Annotated in this window: 16 protein-coding genes; 1 reads left to right on the top strand and 15 read right to left on the bottom strand. The window is 64.0% G+C overall.

The features are described 5' to 3' along the window. Nucleotides 1-45: 45 nt before the first annotated feature. On the top strand, nucleotides 46-1,377 hold the full coding sequence (locus OHA98_RS16785) for an MFS transporter (RefSeq protein ID WP_266926609.1): 1,332 nt from the start codon (nucleotides 46-48) through the stop codon (nucleotides 1,375-1,377). 163 nt (nucleotides 1,378-1,540) lie between these two features. On the opposite strand, the gene OHA98_RS16780 is transcribed toward OHA98_RS16785, so the two are convergent. From OHA98_RS16780 to OHA98_RS16710, 15 genes are all read right to left on the bottom strand, one after another. Further along, nucleotides 1,541-2,479 carry a MerR family transcriptional regulator gene (locus OHA98_RS16780; protein WP_266926607.1) on the bottom strand — a complete coding sequence of 313 codons (939 nt, stop codon included), beginning with the start codon at nucleotides 2,477-2,479 and terminating at the stop codon, nucleotides 1,541-1,543. Nucleotides 2,480-2,804: 325 nt separating this feature from the next. After that, a complete protein-coding gene (locus OHA98_RS16775; protein WP_266926605.1) occupies nucleotides 2,805-3,401 on the bottom strand; it encodes a hypothetical protein in 597 nt (198 codons plus the stop codon). Continuing rightward, nucleotides 3,398-3,772: a PadR family transcriptional regulator gene (locus OHA98_RS16770; protein WP_266926603.1), complete on the bottom strand. Its 375-nt coding sequence runs from the start codon at nucleotides 3,770-3,772 to the stop codon at nucleotides 3,398-3,400. The genes OHA98_RS16775 and OHA98_RS16770 overlap by 4 nt, the downstream gene beginning before the upstream one ends. 115 nt (nucleotides 3,773-3,887) lie before the next feature. After that, a complete protein-coding gene (locus OHA98_RS16765) occupies nucleotides 3,888-4,037 on the bottom strand; it encodes a hypothetical protein (RefSeq protein WP_266926601.1) in 150 nt (49 codons plus the stop codon). A gap of 656 nt (nucleotides 4,038-4,693) precedes the next feature. Further along, nucleotides 4,694-5,233, bottom strand: coding sequence for a 2OG-Fe(II) oxygenase (locus tag OHA98_RS16760; RefSeq protein ID WP_266926600.1), 540 nt, complete (start codon nucleotides 5,231-5,233; stop codon nucleotides 4,694-4,696). Next, a complete protein-coding gene (locus OHA98_RS16755; protein WP_266926598.1) occupies nucleotides 5,221-5,727 on the bottom strand; it encodes a hypothetical protein in 507 nt (168 codons plus the stop codon). Before OHA98_RS16755 ends, OHA98_RS16760 begins: the two co-directional genes overlap by 13 nt. Nucleotides 5,728-5,877: 150 nt before the next feature. Continuing rightward, a complete protein-coding gene (locus tag OHA98_RS16750; RefSeq protein WP_266926596.1) occupies nucleotides 5,878-6,765 on the bottom strand; it encodes a GNAT family N-acetyltransferase in 888 nt (295 codons plus the stop codon). Next, the gene (locus tag OHA98_RS16745) at nucleotides 6,762-7,946 is read right to left on the bottom strand and encodes an arginase family protein (RefSeq protein ID WP_266926594.1); all 1,185 of its coding nucleotides are present in this window, start codon (nucleotides 7,944-7,946) and stop codon (nucleotides 6,762-6,764) included. The genes OHA98_RS16750 and OHA98_RS16745 overlap by 4 nt, the downstream gene beginning before the upstream one ends. A gap of 35 nt (nucleotides 7,947-7,981) precedes the next feature. After that, the gene (locus tag OHA98_RS16740; RefSeq protein WP_266926592.1) at nucleotides 7,982-9,754 is read right to left on the bottom strand and encodes an ABC transporter ATP-binding protein; all 1,773 of its coding nucleotides are present in this window, start codon (nucleotides 9,752-9,754) and stop codon (nucleotides 7,982-7,984) included. Continuing rightward, nucleotides 9,747-11,357: an ABC transporter ATP-binding protein gene (locus tag OHA98_RS16735; RefSeq protein WP_266926590.1), complete on the bottom strand. Its 1,611-nt coding sequence runs from the start codon at nucleotides 11,355-11,357 to the stop codon at nucleotides 9,747-9,749. The genes OHA98_RS16740 and OHA98_RS16735 overlap by 8 nt, the downstream gene beginning before the upstream one ends. Then, entirely contained in the window at nucleotides 11,354-12,826 is a 1,473-nt protein-coding gene (locus OHA98_RS16730) for a hypothetical protein (protein ID WP_266926589.1), read from the bottom strand. Before OHA98_RS16730 ends, OHA98_RS16735 begins: the two co-directional genes overlap by 4 nt. After that, a complete protein-coding gene (locus tag OHA98_RS16725; protein WP_266926587.1) occupies nucleotides 12,826-14,007 on the bottom strand; it encodes a hypothetical protein in 1,182 nt (393 codons plus the stop codon). The genes OHA98_RS16730 and OHA98_RS16725 overlap by 1 nt, the downstream gene beginning before the upstream one ends. Before the next feature lie 67 nt (nucleotides 14,008-14,074). Beyond that, complete coding sequence (locus OHA98_RS16720; RefSeq protein WP_266926585.1) at nucleotides 14,075-14,245, bottom strand: hypothetical protein; 171 nt, start codon at nucleotides 14,243-14,245, stop codon at nucleotides 14,075-14,077. Between the two features lie 39 nt (nucleotides 14,246-14,284). Continuing rightward, entirely contained in the window at nucleotides 14,285-15,442 is a 1,158-nt protein-coding gene (locus OHA98_RS16715; protein ID WP_266926584.1) for an HEXXH motif-containing putative peptide modification protein, read from the bottom strand. Beyond that, nucleotides 15,439-15,678, bottom strand: a complete 240-nt coding sequence (locus tag OHA98_RS16710; RefSeq protein WP_266926583.1) for a hypothetical protein — start codon at nucleotides 15,676-15,678, stop codon at nucleotides 15,439-15,441. The genes OHA98_RS16715 and OHA98_RS16710 overlap by 4 nt, the downstream gene beginning before the upstream one ends. Nucleotides 15,679-15,783: the final 105 nt, after the last annotated feature.

The raw sequence follows: 15,783 nt of genomic DNA, 5'->3' as shown, positions 1-15,783 counted from the left end.
GCAGCCCGCGTCCGACGGCTGCCAGAGCACTCCATGAGGACACCGATGTCTTTGATCCGCGGTTCCCGCACCCCGCGTGCGGTCACACCACCCCCAACCCCGCGCGATGCGCTCGGCGAGCTGGACCACCGCAATATGCGGCGGCTGATGCCGCTGCTGCTGGCCGCCTACATCATGTCGTTCCTGGACCGGACCAACATCGGTCTGGCCAAGGAACGTCTGGAGGTCGACCTCGGCATCTCCGCCGCGGCCTACGGGCTGGGCGCGGGGCTGTTCTTCCTCACCTACGCGCTCTCCGAGATCCCCAGCAACCTGATCATGTACCGGGTCGGGGCCCGCTGGTGGATCACCCGGATCATGCTGACCTGGGGCGTCATCTCCGCCTGCATGGCCTTCGTGCAGGGCGAGAAGTCCTTCTACGCCATGCGGCTGCTGCTCGGCGCGGCCGAGGCGGGGCTGCTGCCCGGCATCCTGCTCTACTTCACGTACTGGTTCCGCTCCGAGACCCGCGGCAAGGCCATCGGACTGCTCCTGCTCGGCGCCTCCATCGCCAGCGTCGTCGGCAACCCGCTGGGCGGGCTGCTGATGGAGATGGACGGGATGGGCGGCTGGCACGGCTGGCAGTGGATGTTCGTCATCGAGGGAATCCCCTGCGTGTTCCTGGCATTCATCATCTTCCGGCTGCTGCCCGACGGTCCGTCCCAGGCATCGTGGCTGAGCGCCGAGGAGGCCCGCATGGTGCAGGACGCGGTCACCCGGGAGCAGGCCGAGGGCGCGGCAGCGGCCGGCAACACCTCCGGATCCCTGCTCACGGTCCTGCGCGACCGGCAGATGCTGCTGGCCATCTTCGCCAACTGGACGCACCAGGTCGCTCTGTACTCCGTCGTCTACTTCCTGCCCGGCATCATCGGCAGTTGGGGCGATCTCTCGCCCTTCACCATCGGCCTGCTGACCGGACTCCCCTGGATCACGGCGGCCGTGGGCGCCGTACTGGTCCCGTCCCGTGCGACCACTCCCCGGCGCTCCCGCAACTTCGTGGTGGCCGGTCTGCTGATGATGTTCACCGGCCTGATCGTCGCCGCGGTCACCGGTCCCGTGATCGCCCTGCTCGGCTTCTGCTTCACCGGCCTGGCGTTCTTCGTCGTCCAGCCCCTGCTGTTCAACTTCCCCGCCACCCGGCTCGCCGGCAAGACCCTCGCGGGCGGACTGGCACTGCTCAACACCATCGGAATCACCGGCGGATTCGTCGGCCCCTACATCATGGGGTACGCCGAGGACGCCACCGGCAACCACCTGTCCGGCCTGTGGGTGTCCGTCGTCCTGCTGGCCCTCGGCGCGCTGGCCGCCACCCGGCTGCGCTTCTCGCCCAAGTCCTGAGCGCCCTCGCCGGCGCACAGGCCAAGGACCACGCACCACGCACCACGCACCACGCACCACGGCGATCCTGACGTACAGCACCGCCGCGAGGGTGTCCCATTCGGTTATCACCTACCGAGACGGGACACCCTCGCGCCATGTCCCCAGGCCTCCACCTCGGTGGCTATGCGGCGCGGTCGTTCCGCAGAGCCTGGATGAGCCAGGGATACATCGGGATCAGGTTCGGTACCACTTCCCAGCCATTGATGATCCAGACCAGCCGCCAGTACCGGTCCACCCCGGGATCGTGCGCTTCCTCGAACTGCTGGGCCATCCAGTTCCTGAATTCCGTGTCGGGCGTGCGCGCGAAAGCCGCGGCGAAGCGGTGCACAAGGCCGTCGACGACGGACGCGCCGCGGTCGCCGAGCGGGTCGATGCCCGACTCCATGGCCTCGGCCACCTTCCGGCGGGTGAACGCCATCAGCTCCTCGCCGGCCTTCCTCTCGATGTCGAGCGTGCGCCCACCGGCCCGGAACGCTGCCGTCCGGCGCAGCCGGGCCCGGAAGTCCTCGTCGCCGACGAGTTCGGCGAGTTCCACCCATGCGGCGACCTGGTCGCCGGAGGGATCGTCGGGGAGTTCGGGAGTGGCGGCGCGCACCATGGCCGCCGGGGCCGGGTCGGCGTCCGCAGGGGTGAAGGTGGCGTCGATGAAGGTGTCGATCAGGGATTGGCGTTCTTCGCCGGAGAGCTGCGCGAGCCGGTGCATGAGCTGGGTCTCCTCGGGATCGGCCCCGCGTCCGGCCACGACTCGCAGAACGGTCCGGCGCAGTTGCAGTACCCGGATCTGGATGTCCAGCGCGTCGGCCCGCGCCGCGGCGACTTCCGCCACCGAGAGCTCGCGGTCCAGCACCCGCCGGACGGTGGCCAGGTCCACGCCCAGCTCCCGCAGTGTGCGCAGGAGTTCCAGACGGTGCAGTGCGTCGAGGTCGTAGAAACGGTAGCCGGCGGGGCTTCGGGTGGTCGGCGCCACCACCCCCGAATCGGAGTAGAACCGGATGGTCCGCACCGACAGGCCGGTCCGCCGGGAAAGCTCCCCGATCGAGTAGAGGGTCGTAACGTCCATGTCCCTCACCCTGCTGTCTCCAGTCGCTGGAGACTCAAGGCGAACACTGTCCCGTGATCCTGGCGGATCAGCGCGCGGCGTCGGATGCGGTGCGTCGCGCGGCGTAGGCGCGTTCGCCTACGGAATGTACGCGGATGTTCCGGCAACGCGGCAAGGTGCCGTAGCTGTCGTCGCGCGCCCGCCGGGGATGACGGGACAGCCTTCAGTGACCTGAGCCGGAGATTCGTCGGCAGTCCGGCATGAGCCGTCCTGGGCCGAGGATTTCGCCGGTGCCGGTATCCCTTAGCCCCGGAAGTCACCCGTGACGGAGCGGTCGCGGCGCATCTCAGACGCGGCGGACCCGCCAGAGCCATGTTGCCGTGCCGGCCAGCAGGGCGAGCATCGCCACGTTGGCCAGGAGCGCCGGGGCCTCGCCCACCGGGCCACCGCTGGACAGGTTCCAGGTGGCGATGACGACACTCGGAAGGACGGCGGCAAGCAGTACGCCGGTGGTCTTCTGGACGGCGGCCCAGTGCACCGAGGTGCAGAGAAGTACCGCGCCAGTGATGCGCAGCAGGACCCCGAACAGCGGCCCGGGGAGATCGGGGAAGATCATCATGAAGGGCAGCGAGAGGGTGAGCATCAGGAGCGGAACCAGGGGGTGCACCTTGCCGCGACGGGCGGATGCGCCGACACCGCTCCGGTCCGGGGCCCCGGAGGCTCCGTTCCCCGCCTCGGCCAGCGCCGTCGCCGCGATCGTGCGGGGGTCCCCCAGCTCCGCCAGGACCTCGCCGATCGCGGCATCGGAGCGTTCGGCGCGCGTCACCTCGATGTGTTCGGCGAGGTCGGCGAGGAGTTCCTGGCGACGGTCGGCCGGGAGCGCGGAGGCCTCGCGCTCGACGGCGGAGAGGTAGTCGTGGACAAGGTCGGCAGAGGTCTTCATGCGGGGTCTCCGGTGGCAGGGTGGGGGGTGGTCAGGAAGCCGTCGACAGCGTCGCGGAAGCCGGGCCAGACACGGGTGAACTCGTCGAGCGCGGCCCGGCCGCTGTCGGTGAGCGCGTAGTAGCGACGGGGCGGGCCGGAGGCGGACTCCTGCCAGGTGGTGGTGACCAGATCGTCGCGGCGGAGCCGGGAGAGCAGCGGGTAGACCGTGCCCTGGCTGGTGGCCAGGGCACCGGAGTCCTCCAAGGCGTGGAGGAGTTCCACGCCGTAGCGGGGGCGGTCCCGCATCAGGGCGAGTACGCAATACTCCAGGACGCCCTTGCGCAGCTGGGCGGCTGCCCGGGCCTGCCTGGCCGAATCACTGGGTTCCATGCGATGCAAGATACCTGGTGGAGCAAGTGGATGGGAATGGGGGTGCGGATCCCCTTGCCCGATCAGTCCGATGGGGCCGGTGCTTACGGCCTTCCGGCTCGCCACCAGGCCGCGATCAGGCGCCGGAAAGGTCCCGGAAGGTCATCGCCATCACCACCGGCTCGGCCACCTCGATGACCAGGTCCGCGTCGGCGGGGATGCCGTCGGCAGCTTCCAGGACACCGCGGCGCACGTGCAGAGCCGCGTCCTGGCCGCTGTCGGTCATCCGCGCCCGAGGACGCGCATCGCCTCGCCCGAGCGCCTGGGATCGATGCGCGTCCGCAGGGCTTCCAGCAGGCGCATCGCGGTACTGCGGGCCGCGCCCGATGTGTTCGGCTCGGCCGCTCCGGACCCGACGTCTCCCCTCTGGTCGGCGTGCTCGTCGCAGCCGCTTCTGGGGTACTGGGCGCGGTGCGGCGGGCTCGGGCCCGCTGCGGCCGGGCAACGCGGGCAGCAGTACCACCACCGACCACGTGACAGTCGCTCGACCGGCGTTGGCCCGGTTACCCGAGCAGCTCCTCTGCGGACAGCAGACCTTGATCCGCAGTCACTCTGCGGGCGGCACTCACCAGTTCCCGGGCTGGCTCACACAGCGAAGGCGGTGACTCTCCTACTACTCGGTCAGGTTGAGCACCACCGACTCCGCCCCACCGGGCCGCCCTGCTCCTTCACGCCCCGCCTGGACACCTGCGGCCGCGCCCTACGGCTCCGACCGGGACGGCGTGCGGGTGGCCGAAGCGGCCGGTGACATCCTCGAAGGGCCGGCCGAGGGGAATGCGGCTGATCGTCCACGAGGAACGGCCGCATCCCGGAGCCCCCGCTATACGACTGTCCCGCCTTCAGACGTTGCAAGAAGGCCAGCACATGATCGCGCGACGGGCTCTACGAGCTCTTGCGTGGCGGCCGCGGAGGAATCGTCACCAAGGTGTACCGAGGCCCGTCCTGGACCGGATCAACCCAATGCCATGCTGCTGCGTCGTGCAGGACCAAGGTGCCGGCCTGATCATCAATGAAGTTCATCCGCCCATCACTACTCTGCGCGATGAGCCCGTCCCTAGCGGAACTGGTGAGCATGTACAAGCCCTGCTGAACCTTGTCCCGATGAGGCAGGACGTAGTCACCTCGATCGTAACGGTTGATCTGAACGTAGAATCGGCTGAGGTCGGAGTCGGCGTCAGCGATCCCTCGGATGACTGCTTCCAGCAGGTCGGCCGGCATGTGGTTGGCCTGCAATACGTGGTACCGATCGTCATCCTCGTATTCTGAGTCCCGGTACGGGTCGAATGGATCGCGATCCGGTGTCCGCGCCGCTACCGCAGCACTCGACGGGTAGTCCTCGAAGAGATCTCGATACATTTCCGCAATTCGTACGATCTCGGAACTGTTGCGCACCAGGTTGCGAATGAGTTTCAGCTCTTCCATCGCTGCTCTCCTCCGATGGCTAGGGTGTACCGCATCTCTCCTCGTACGGGACTGGTCCAGCACCAAGAATCCTGCGCGAGGTAAAGCCCACTGCCGGCACGGTCAAAATGCCGACAAAACTTCTCTCCCGACCAGTAGGTGATCGCGTCGACCTCCGAGTCCTGAAGTGCACACAGAACCGTCCAGCCGCCAGGCTCGGAACTGCTCGGCAACTCCTCGCGAAACTTGTGCGGTGGCGCACAGGAGCCTCGACCGTACCTACGGACCACGATCCGAGCGGGCGGTCCGGGCAGTAGCGTTTCATCGAGAGCGGACATTATTTCATTCTGAATGTCGCCAGACATTCCGGTGAAATCGAGGGTATCGAACCCACCCTCTGCGACGCCCGACAGAATATTGCCCCCATCACCCCCCTTCGGTTCAAACAAGCCGCCACCGCCGTCAAGGAGTGAAAGAATCTTCGCACTGCGTTCTTTGAATGCGTGAATAATCATTTAGGCGACCTTCCTGGATTCGGCGATTCCTTGGGCGGGGAAACCCTGGCGCCCTCAACACGGACTGGCTCCACTAAGAGGCACCGCAATCGGTCACCCAACCTGCGGCGCCCCAGAAAACACCACTCCCCATTTCATATCATCACCGCGTCACCCCGCCATCACCAACAGCGAATTGCGGGTCCACGTGTATTCTTCAACGAAACCCAGGCCGGTGAGCTCGCCCAGTACGACATCAGAAGCCCCCATGCTTACGGTTTCGAAATGACCCTCGGCTCGCCGCAGCAGTTCCACGACCATCTGTCGGAGCAACTGGGCGTCCGACGGCTCCGCACAGAGGGTCTCTATCCACAGATCTTTCGCGTCGTCCGGCCAGACCATGGTGAGAGCCGCCCCGAGGACCGGGCCGTCACCGGGACCGAACGCGATGAGGCAGTGATCCCTCCGCAGGTACGGGTGGCGAAGTGCGGAATGCATGGAGATTTCACCGCCGCGCGCAAGCGGCTCCGTCTTCGAAATGCGCTTGGACAGGTCCTCGATAGAAGAGGCGTCTTCCGCACGTATCGTGCGGATCTCGAACGGTCGCAGCCGTGCGACGTCACGCCGGACGACCTTTGCCGAGATCTGCGTGAAGTGCGAGGAACTGAACCTTCGAGACTTTAGCAGCGAGCTCAGTCCGCCATCTTCCGCGACAGCGTCAATCACAATTTCCAGCATGCTCGAGTGGCTTCTTGCTGCGGCTTGCCGGATTGCCCAGTCGATGAGTTGCCCACCAAAACCTTGGCGACGCCACGGACGCAGGATCTCGCCGAAACACTCGACGAGTTCGAATCCGTTTGCCCTGTCGTGCAGGTTGGCCACATACCCGACGAACTCGCCATCGACCCGAATGAATGCGGCAGAAGAATCCTCCATTGCCCGGGTCACCCGCGACATCCGCATATGGTCGATGCCGTCGATTCCGTCGCTGCTGTTCCGCTTCAGCGCTTCCGTAAAGTCCGGCAGGATCTCCGGTGTCAATATCTGAACGCTTGTCACAGCGGCCTCTTCCGTGCGGCGGCTATATGATGCAAGGTCCGCAGGAGAAGCGCGGACGTGGTGACGCCAGGCGCTTCGTCAGCTCCGGGGAGATACTCCACGAAGTCAACGCCAACGATGGGCAAGGCGTCACAAAGTGCGCTGACGACCGTCTCGGCCTGACGATAGGTGTAGCCGCCCGGCAGTACGGTTCCGGTGGAGGGCATCACTGACGGGTCGAGCACATCCACGTCAAACGTCAGGTGCCAGACCAGGTCGCTGGGCAGGTGACGGACTATGTCGGCCGGATCTTCCGCCACCGCGGTGAGACCAGGCCACCGCTGCACCTTTTCCGACTCCTGCGGAATATTCCGAGTGAGCTGGCGGATGCCGAACTGAGCCACACATTCCACGGCCTGATTCCCTACGACCCAGTCGAGGAAATTGCCGTGATGCATTCCGACACGCCGACCTGTGCGCATCTTTCCGAAGTCGTGATGCGCATCGAAATGGAGCAACCCGAGTCTCTGATGATGGCGGGTCAGACCGTCCACCACCCGGAGTGTTATGGAGTGGTCGCCACCCAGCACGACAGGCACCTTCTTGCTGTGTGCCGTCAATGCGACAATCTCCTCGAGGCCCTCCAGCAGGTCCTCCCCCAGCCCTCCAGGCGCTGCCGACACATCCCCGACGTCGGCTATGCCAACTCCGGCAAGCAATCGGCTGTCCGTCTCGACGTCATACACTCCGCCGCGGCCGGCTTCGGCCTGATACACGGTGGTGCTCACGCGACGCAGTACTTCAGGTCCGAAGCGAGCGCCAGGACGATAGGTGACACCGTGGTCATAGGGTGCCCCGATGACGACAAAATCGTCGGTTCCGTTCATCGCGTCGTCGATCTTCACCACGGGTGTGCCGAAGAGGCCGGAGCCACGTCCCGAAGGCGTCGGGTGCAGGACCTCGCGCTCGCAGAGAGCTCCCGCTTCCACCAGTGTGGCGACAGCCTTGTTGACCACTTCCATGCTTCCTGGTGCAGATTGCTCCATACGATCCACAACGGATGACGCTGTGGCAGGAACGGCAAACTGCATGAGAATGTGCAGGGATGTCCGGCCCAAGGCTATTCTTCGGCCATCCTGCGGCCAGATCAGATCAGCACCACCCTGAGGGGTGTCCTGTCGGGTTGCACCCGGCGCGATCATGAGGACCGTTCCAGCGTGCTGAGTGCTTGCCCCGGTCATCCGAGCTGCCCCTGCGAGAGGGACGCCGAACGCCATGAATTCCACAAACGTGTGTAAGCGCCGTCCGAAGAAAGGAGTTCCGTATGGCTGCCCTGCTCGACGATATTGCCGCCGTCCATGACAACGACCTGGTCGCTGTTCTGGGCAGCCCACAGGTCGTGGGCGATCTGGATGACGGTGGTGTCCTGCAGAACGGTGGGAAGGAGCGTCGCGAACCGCTTCGACTCCTCCTCGGACAGACCAGCGGTGGCCTCATCGAGAATGAGGACCCTCGGCTTCATCAGGACCAGCCGAGCCAGGGAAAGCTGGCGCGCCTGACCGGGGGTGAGGGTATGCGCGTCCGCTCCCAATCGGGTCTGCAGGACATCGTCCAGGGACTTGACCCAGCCGTCGGCGCCCACAGCCTCCAACGCGTGCCAGATGGCGGCTTCGGAAGCATCGGCCCGAACCAGAGTCAGGTTGTCGGCGACAGTGCCCCCGAAGACGTGATCCTCCTGTGTCATCAGGACGATGTCGAGGCGGGTCTCGTCGGAACGGCCGGTGTCCGCCACACGGATACTGCCGGACTCGGGAGTGAGGATGCCGGCCAGGAGAAGGGCCAGTGTGGTCTTGCCCGCTCCCGACGCGCCCACCACACAGACCCGTTCACCGGTGTGCACCGTGAGGTTGATGTCGTGAAGCACGCTCGTGCCGTCGACATAGCCGAAGGAGAGCCGCTGAACACTCAACGCTTCCCGCTCCTGCAGTGGAGCGTGCTCCTTCGGGACGGCACGCTGATCGGCAACGCGGTCTGTGGCAACGCCGAGGATCCGGGCAAGCGCCGCTCTGGCCGGCTGTGCTTCACCGAACCAGTAGATGAGGTCGTCCAGCGGGGACAGGATCGCCCGCATGTACAAGGCGATAGCCGCGACTTGTCCCACCTCGGCGCTGCCGTCACGTACCAGCCACGCGCCCCAGCCCACCACGACAAGCAGGGGGAGATGGTAGCCGACCTGAATAACGGGGAAGGCGTGCTGTTCGAGCCGGATCGGCTCGCTCGCCGTGTCGACCGCTCGCGCGACAACGTGCGAGGCGGAATTCTTCCGGACCGCCTCCAGCCTCAGCGTCTCGACGACCTCGTGGCCGCGTACGGACTCAGTGACCTGGCTCGATACCGCCGCGCGTGCCTCAAGCTCGTCGCCGTACGCCTTTTCCGCTCGGCGAACGTACCACCGGGTCGCGAGAATGATGGGTGGGAATCCGACGAGGCATCCCAGGGCAAGCAGAGGGTTGATGACGAAGGCGCAGCCAAGGGTCATGGCCGTCGTCACCGAGCCCACGATGGTCTCCGGGAGACCGGTGCGCGTCACTTCCTGCAACGCGTCCATGTCGGAGGTTGACCGGGACAGGATCTCGCCCGCGTCCGCCCTTTCCACATGGCGTAGGGGCATGGCGAGCAGGCCGGTCAGGAACTGCATGCGGAGAATGGAGAAGATGCGCTCACCCAGAATGAACGACCACTTCGCCGCGGTGAATTCGAGGACTGCTCCGACAAGCAGCGCCACCGCGATCACCGAGGCCGACTGGAGAAGTGAGAGCTGTTGGTGGGACGAGACCCTGTCGATGATCTCGCCCAGCACCAGAGGGGGAATGAGCCCGCAGGCCGTTGCCGCCGCGTGGACGACGACGATCGCGGTCAGCCGTCCCCGGAATCGGGTGAGGAGATCGCGGACCCGGCGCCCAACGCTGTGAGCGTCGGCTACCGGCAGGGTGTGGGTGAGGTCAGACACAGGTTCCCTCCTGAGTACGGAGCACCTGATCGGCCACGGCACGGAATGCGCCGCTGCGGGATACCACCAGGGTGGTGCGTCCTTGGCGGTGCTCGGCGATACGTCGCGCGACTTCGACCTCGGTCACCGCGTCGAGAGCTGTCGTCGGCTCGACGAGCACGAGTATGGAGGGTTCGCCGAGCAGCGAACGTGCCAGCACCAGGCGCTGTCGTTGTCCGCCCGACACGCTGCGCCCGTCGGCGTCGATGTGCGTGTGCAGTCCTTCGGGGAGCCGGTCGATCACATCGGTGGCGCCGGCTGCCCACAGCGCCGCCTGGAGGGCCTCGTCGTCATGACGGGCGGTGGGGTCCAGGACCTGGAGGGCGCTACCGGACAGCATCGTGGTGCGTGAGCCGTGGTACCGCACGGCGTCCCGCAGCGCGGTCAGGTCGTAGTCCCGCAGAGGATGTCCGCCGAGGAGAACCGGTTCGTCCGCGTCCTGCGTCAACCCGGCGAGCCGTCGGCCCAGTTCCTCCGTATCGGTATCGGCATCGGGTACCAGCACACTCAGCTTGCCGGCCGGCACGCGCAGCCCGGTCACCTGGTCGAGGAGGTCCGCATCCGTCGGAATGGGGCTGAGTCGGCCGGGCCAGTCATCTTCCGGTATATCGAGAATCTCCACAATGTTCTTTGCCGCGACCCGTGCACTGCTGCGCAGACCGCTGTAGCCGGCTGCGGTGGAGACGGGCAGAACCAGATAGGCCGAAGCGGCGTAGAAGGTGACCAGGTCGGTGGCCGCGATGGCCCCGGACGCCGCGAGGTGGCCTCCGAGTGCCACAACACCGGTGAGGAGAATGCCGGGCAGCAGGTTGCCGGAGACAAACAGAAGCGCCTCGGTCTGAGCAACCCTCACCCCGGCCTGCTCGGTGTCCAGGGACGCCTTCTCGAACCGTGACCGCATGACGTTCTGCGCGCCGAGTCCCCGCAGGATGCGCAGACCCAGGGCGATGTCCGAACTCAACTCGGCTACCTTGCCCAGTAGTTCGCGGTGCCTCTCCTGGCGTTCCTCAAGAGGCTCCGCGATCTTCGTCGTGAGCCACATGAATGTCGGCACGCCCACGAGGATGAGCAGGGTCACCCAAGGTGAGATCCACAGCAAGTAGGCGGATACGACGGCCATGCCGATGATCGAGGCAACGAGCTTGATCCGCGCAATGGGGAAACTGGTCACTCGCTCGACGTCGTAGGAAACTACCGTGGCAACCTGCGCCTGGTGTGCGGATGCCGCCACTTCACGTGGTGCTCGCGCCGCTTTCTCAGCGATCGAGGTGCGCACCTGTGCCGCGTTGCGCACCTTGATCCGTGAAGCGATGACGTTCCGGGTGACGTTGGTGATGATTCCGACGGCAAGAACTGCGCCCAGTCCCATCACCGTTGCGGCCAGCTGCCCTTGTCCCGCGTCCAGTGCGGCGCTCAGCGATGCTCCGACGAGCAGAGGTACGGTCGCTTCTGCTGCCGCTCCCGCGAGTGCGAGCGCTGCGAAAAACGCAAGGGGCCTGCGCTCACTGCGGCTGAGTTCTCGGACAAGATTGCTGAGCGGATTCTGAGAGATGGTGCTGCTCATTTCCATTTTACCGCGTCCATATTATAGGTTTCACGCAACTTGGCTATCGATGGGTAGGAGGCGATTTCGCCGAGAATTTCACAGAACCGGTCCAGGGACGGACCGCCAAGTGCGCCCGCGGCAACCTTGAACAGAGCGTTTCCTTCGGTCTTGCGCGGAACGATGAGATCGAATCGCGTGGTTCTGAATCCAAAGCTGTTTCCGTAAACAATGTTGAGACGACGCTGCTCGATCTCTTTCCGAACCACCGCCAGCAGAACAGCATGGTTGTCCAGGGTGTTCTCGCGCAGCTCACAGACGATGAAGGGAGCGTTGGCGCGGCTGGATCCTTCGGACAGTGATGGATGCGCGAAGGACCGGAACAGACCATCCGTACAGTTGGCCAATCGCTCCGCCAGCCATGCGTTGTTGAGGAACAGACGGCCACTGTGTATCTGGGTCCACCGTTCGTCCAACAGGAAGGGTGCGTCGAGCGCGGCAACGGCAGCGGCCGACGGACAGGCCCCGGTGATACCTCTTGCCGCCTTGACCGTTTCCTCAACATGCCGGACGGTCAGGGCAGGGTTCATGGCGTGATCGTGCTGGAAGATGTCCACCACGCCGAGATTCGATACCTCCATGCCTTGCTGATCGAGTTTCAGACCGGAGCGCACTTCCACCACGAGTGGGGCTCCGGCCGGAGATGCCAATGCATCAAGGAATGCCGCAGTAGGCCAGGCCGGCGAGGCAAGCGTGGTATCGAGAATGATAATGGGCGCACGTGCAGGTCCACGGCGCCACCCGTTCACCAGCCGACTCACGTTGAGGGCATCAAGTGACCAGTTGTACCGAATCGGCTCGATCAGAAGAACGTCGGCAGGATCTGGGCCGGACCACGCCATAGGAAGATCATGAGGAGCGAGCCTACGCGTTCGCACTGTTGCACCGGAAAGATATTGCAGGAGTGCGCCGGTCTCGAAGTAGTCACCCCAGAAATCGACATGCATCGGACGATTTTCCGATGGGCTCAGCATATAGGTGAGACTCTGGACGAGATTTGTTATCGCGGCCATTCCGCTGCTGAACGCCACCGTTCCGCGGTGCCACCCGCCGGGCAGCACACGGCCACTGGCGGCCAGCTTTCGTTCGAGTGCGTCAACGGGAAGACTGCGCTCGTAGCCGAGTTGAAGTCTTTCACCGCTCGGGAGCGTGCGATGCGTGGAGAGATCCGGCGACCGCTCGAACTCTTCTTCCATTCGGTGCCCACGTCGAAGGAGTAGCTTTCGTGCACGGGCAGCTTCTTGGACCAGTTGCCGCTCGGTCGAAAGATCATCTTGGTTCTTGAGGTCAATTTTGGTGACTGACTTTGCCAGCGAGGCCCATTGAGCAGAGTCGTCACCCCCCTGATCTGCAGCCAGGCCAGCCATTTCGGCAAGCAGATCACGCTCCAGGGAGAGTTTCCCCGAGCCGGTTCCCGCAACAGCGATCATCAGATTCTCTCGATCTGCCCTGACTTGAGGATGTATTCCTGCGGCAGGGGCAACCGATTGAAGTTGCGTGAATTGGTCATGGTGTAGGCACCCGACGTTGTGATGACAATTCGCTCACCTGGATTCATCTCAGGCAGCGGAAGGGGATGCCTGTGGCCGAGCGAATCTGCACCGAAGAAGTCGTGCTCGTACAAGGTGTCACCGGCAAGCAGCGTGGGACGCAAGGACTCGCCCTCGCGGCGCGGGGACAAGGGAATGAACTGAGGCTTGTGCCACGGAGAGAAATTCCATGCCGACGAATCCACGGTCAGTACGTCGGCCTGGAAGAAGGGATGCCCGTACTCAGCGGACCGGACCGTCGTCACGAGGTAGCCGTGGAAGGAAAGTATTGCCGCACCGGGCTCGACCAGAATTCGGATCTTCCGACCCGTCTTCCGCGTAAAATTCTCCAGGTCGACGGCCACCGAATCCCAAGCCAGCTGAGCCTGCTCACGATCCGAGTAGAGGGCGAAGAAGCCGCCGCCAAGATCGATCTCTTCGATGCTCTTGTACGCTTCGGCCACAGCGAGCAGGTATCGCACCTTGTATATGACGTGCTGTGGGGACATCTGACCTGTATGCGTGTGCAAGCGAGTCAGGCGGCACCCTGTGCGGTCGAGGACTTCCTGGATGCGAAGGTCGTTCGCAAGTACGCCGAACCGGCTGCCGGCGCCGAACGTGGCGATGTTGTGCAGTGACTTGGGGAGAGGGACTCTCAGTCGCAGCCCAACGGCTTCCCCTGGCCGGCTGGTGCAGATCTCATTGAACTGCTCCATGGAAGTCGCGTCGACCATTACCTGGTGCTTGTCGAGCAGGGGAAGCTGGTCGGACGAGAATGACGGCCCCGTGGCGGTGATGCGTCGAAACCCGGCCCCAACCGCCAGTTCCAGTTCCCCTACGGAGGCGACATCCGCTCCGAGGCCCAGGCCGGCAAGGAATGACAGGACACGCGGGGTGTGGCATGCCTTGAGTGCCAGATTCACCTCGGCATCCTCTACACGAGCCAGATCTTCCTTCAGTATTTCCACCGACCGCTGGAGGTTATCGAGATCATAGACCAACGCGGGAGAGGGCAATTTCCCCAAATGCTCAAGCAGCCCTTCGCTCGGCGGGGTGACAAGTGGTGCTGGCGCGGAAAGCATCGACTATCCTCCAAAAGGGTAAAGAATGGGCCCGGTCACGATGAATACGTGACCGGGCCCGTTCTCATTAGTTGCCGGCTGCGCGTGTGCCCATAGCGCCCACCAGGTCAATGCGAATCTCGCGGGCATCGATCTGGATGACATCGGTGGAGCCCTGAGCGCTTTCCTCTGCAACATCCACATCGAACGATGCGAAGAGGTCCGACAGGTTCGACTCGAGCTCAGTAATGTTGCTCATGACTTACCCTTCCTTTGCCTCCCCCGCGGCTCGGGGAGTTCAGATGTCTGCCGCAGTCTTGGGTCTGGCGAACGCGTCCGCGTGTGAGCTCAGAGTCGTTCCGTCAGGTAGACGGAATTTCCCGATTTCACAGAGTGCGTGGCTCAGCCATTCGACGAACCGGTACCCATCGGGTCCCCATTCGTCACGGATCGGGCCGGTACTGAATTCGCGATCGAAGTGCGCAGCACGGGCCCAGGAAAGAATGAGGTTGTCAGCTGCCAGCGTGGCATCGCTGTCGCTGTTCGACGTCGCCAGCATCCCTAGGTAGAGAAGGGACTGGTGGGCGTACACATGAAAAGCGGCGAAGGAACGATCTGCACTGAAGCGACGAATTCGATCGCTGCCGAAGGACCATGGGACAGCGATTGTCGCGCTCTCCGAATCAACATAATCCGGGCGAAGCAGCGAGCGGATCACGCTGATGTCACTGAGCTTCTGATGCAGACATTCATGGATCAGGAGCTCGGCGGCCACCTCATCCCGCTCGAATGTCTGCTCAGCAACAAAGACAAAGAGGGGCGCCGAAATGGTGTAACCACTATAGGGCTGCGCTGCCCGGTAGAGAACAACATGGTGCACAGAACTGAAGAGCTCGCGTGCCAACTGCGGCAGGCTTCGTTGAGCCAGTGCGATGGCTCGGGTGCGGGCTGCTGCGATACGGTCCGTAACCAGCCGGGGTGTTATTTCGACCGTCTTGCCATTGATTATCGCGGTGTCACTGAACCGCTTCAAGAAGAGGCGTCCGAGCCAGTGTTCCGTACCACCGTGCGGAAAAGTGGGCTCGCTGTACGAGCTACCTGAGTACGTATCGCGCACAACCAGAGGATCCGCAATAGCGCGAGTGCGCAGCGCGAGGTGCCCACTCAGAACTCCGCGCGCCTGATCCGGCTCCTCGGCCATAAGATGATGGAGAGCCTCGTCAAGAGCAAAACGCCGTAGACTTTCCAGTTGAGGAATCGTTTCTTCACGCAAAGAGTCGGGGTCGAGCCCACAGGCCTGTTCACATGCCCAGGCCGCTCCTCGATAATAGGAGGCTACGGTATCGGAGATGTTGGCTGCATCTCCGAAAATTCCTTTGGTGAGGTATTCCTCGGTCGATGCGGCCAGCTCTGCGGCCCTTTCACGCCAAGCGACCTGCACTGTTTGACTGCTCATGCGGAAACCTCCAGCAGGCCGCGATCACGCAAAACCTGCAACCGATCTTTCACTATCTGCCGGGCTCGGTCAGGTGTGTTGGCGGTACCGAGAGCCGCAACCTTTGCGATGATGTCGGCTTCCGTGCGGTTGTCGCAGATTTCCAGCACGTACCAAGTGAGTCGATCGAGAACCGTAATTCGCACTGGGCTCACGAAGAAGACGAATGCCGCAGACAAGTCGGCGAAGGGCTCCACCCTCCACCCTTCTGTGCGAGTCAGTATCATTTCCCCCCCCCGGGTTCCTCTTGCTGACACGTTCTCTCGAAGCAAGATCAGATCGAAGACAATCATCGATCGATG

Source organism: Streptomyces sp. NBC_00654 (assembly GCF_026341775.1).
Taxonomy (GTDB): Bacteria; Actinomycetota; Actinomycetes; order Streptomycetales; family Streptomycetaceae; genus Streptomyces.
The sequence above is the reverse complement of the archived record's forward strand: the minus strand, read 5'-3'. Positions and strand labels throughout refer to the sequence as shown.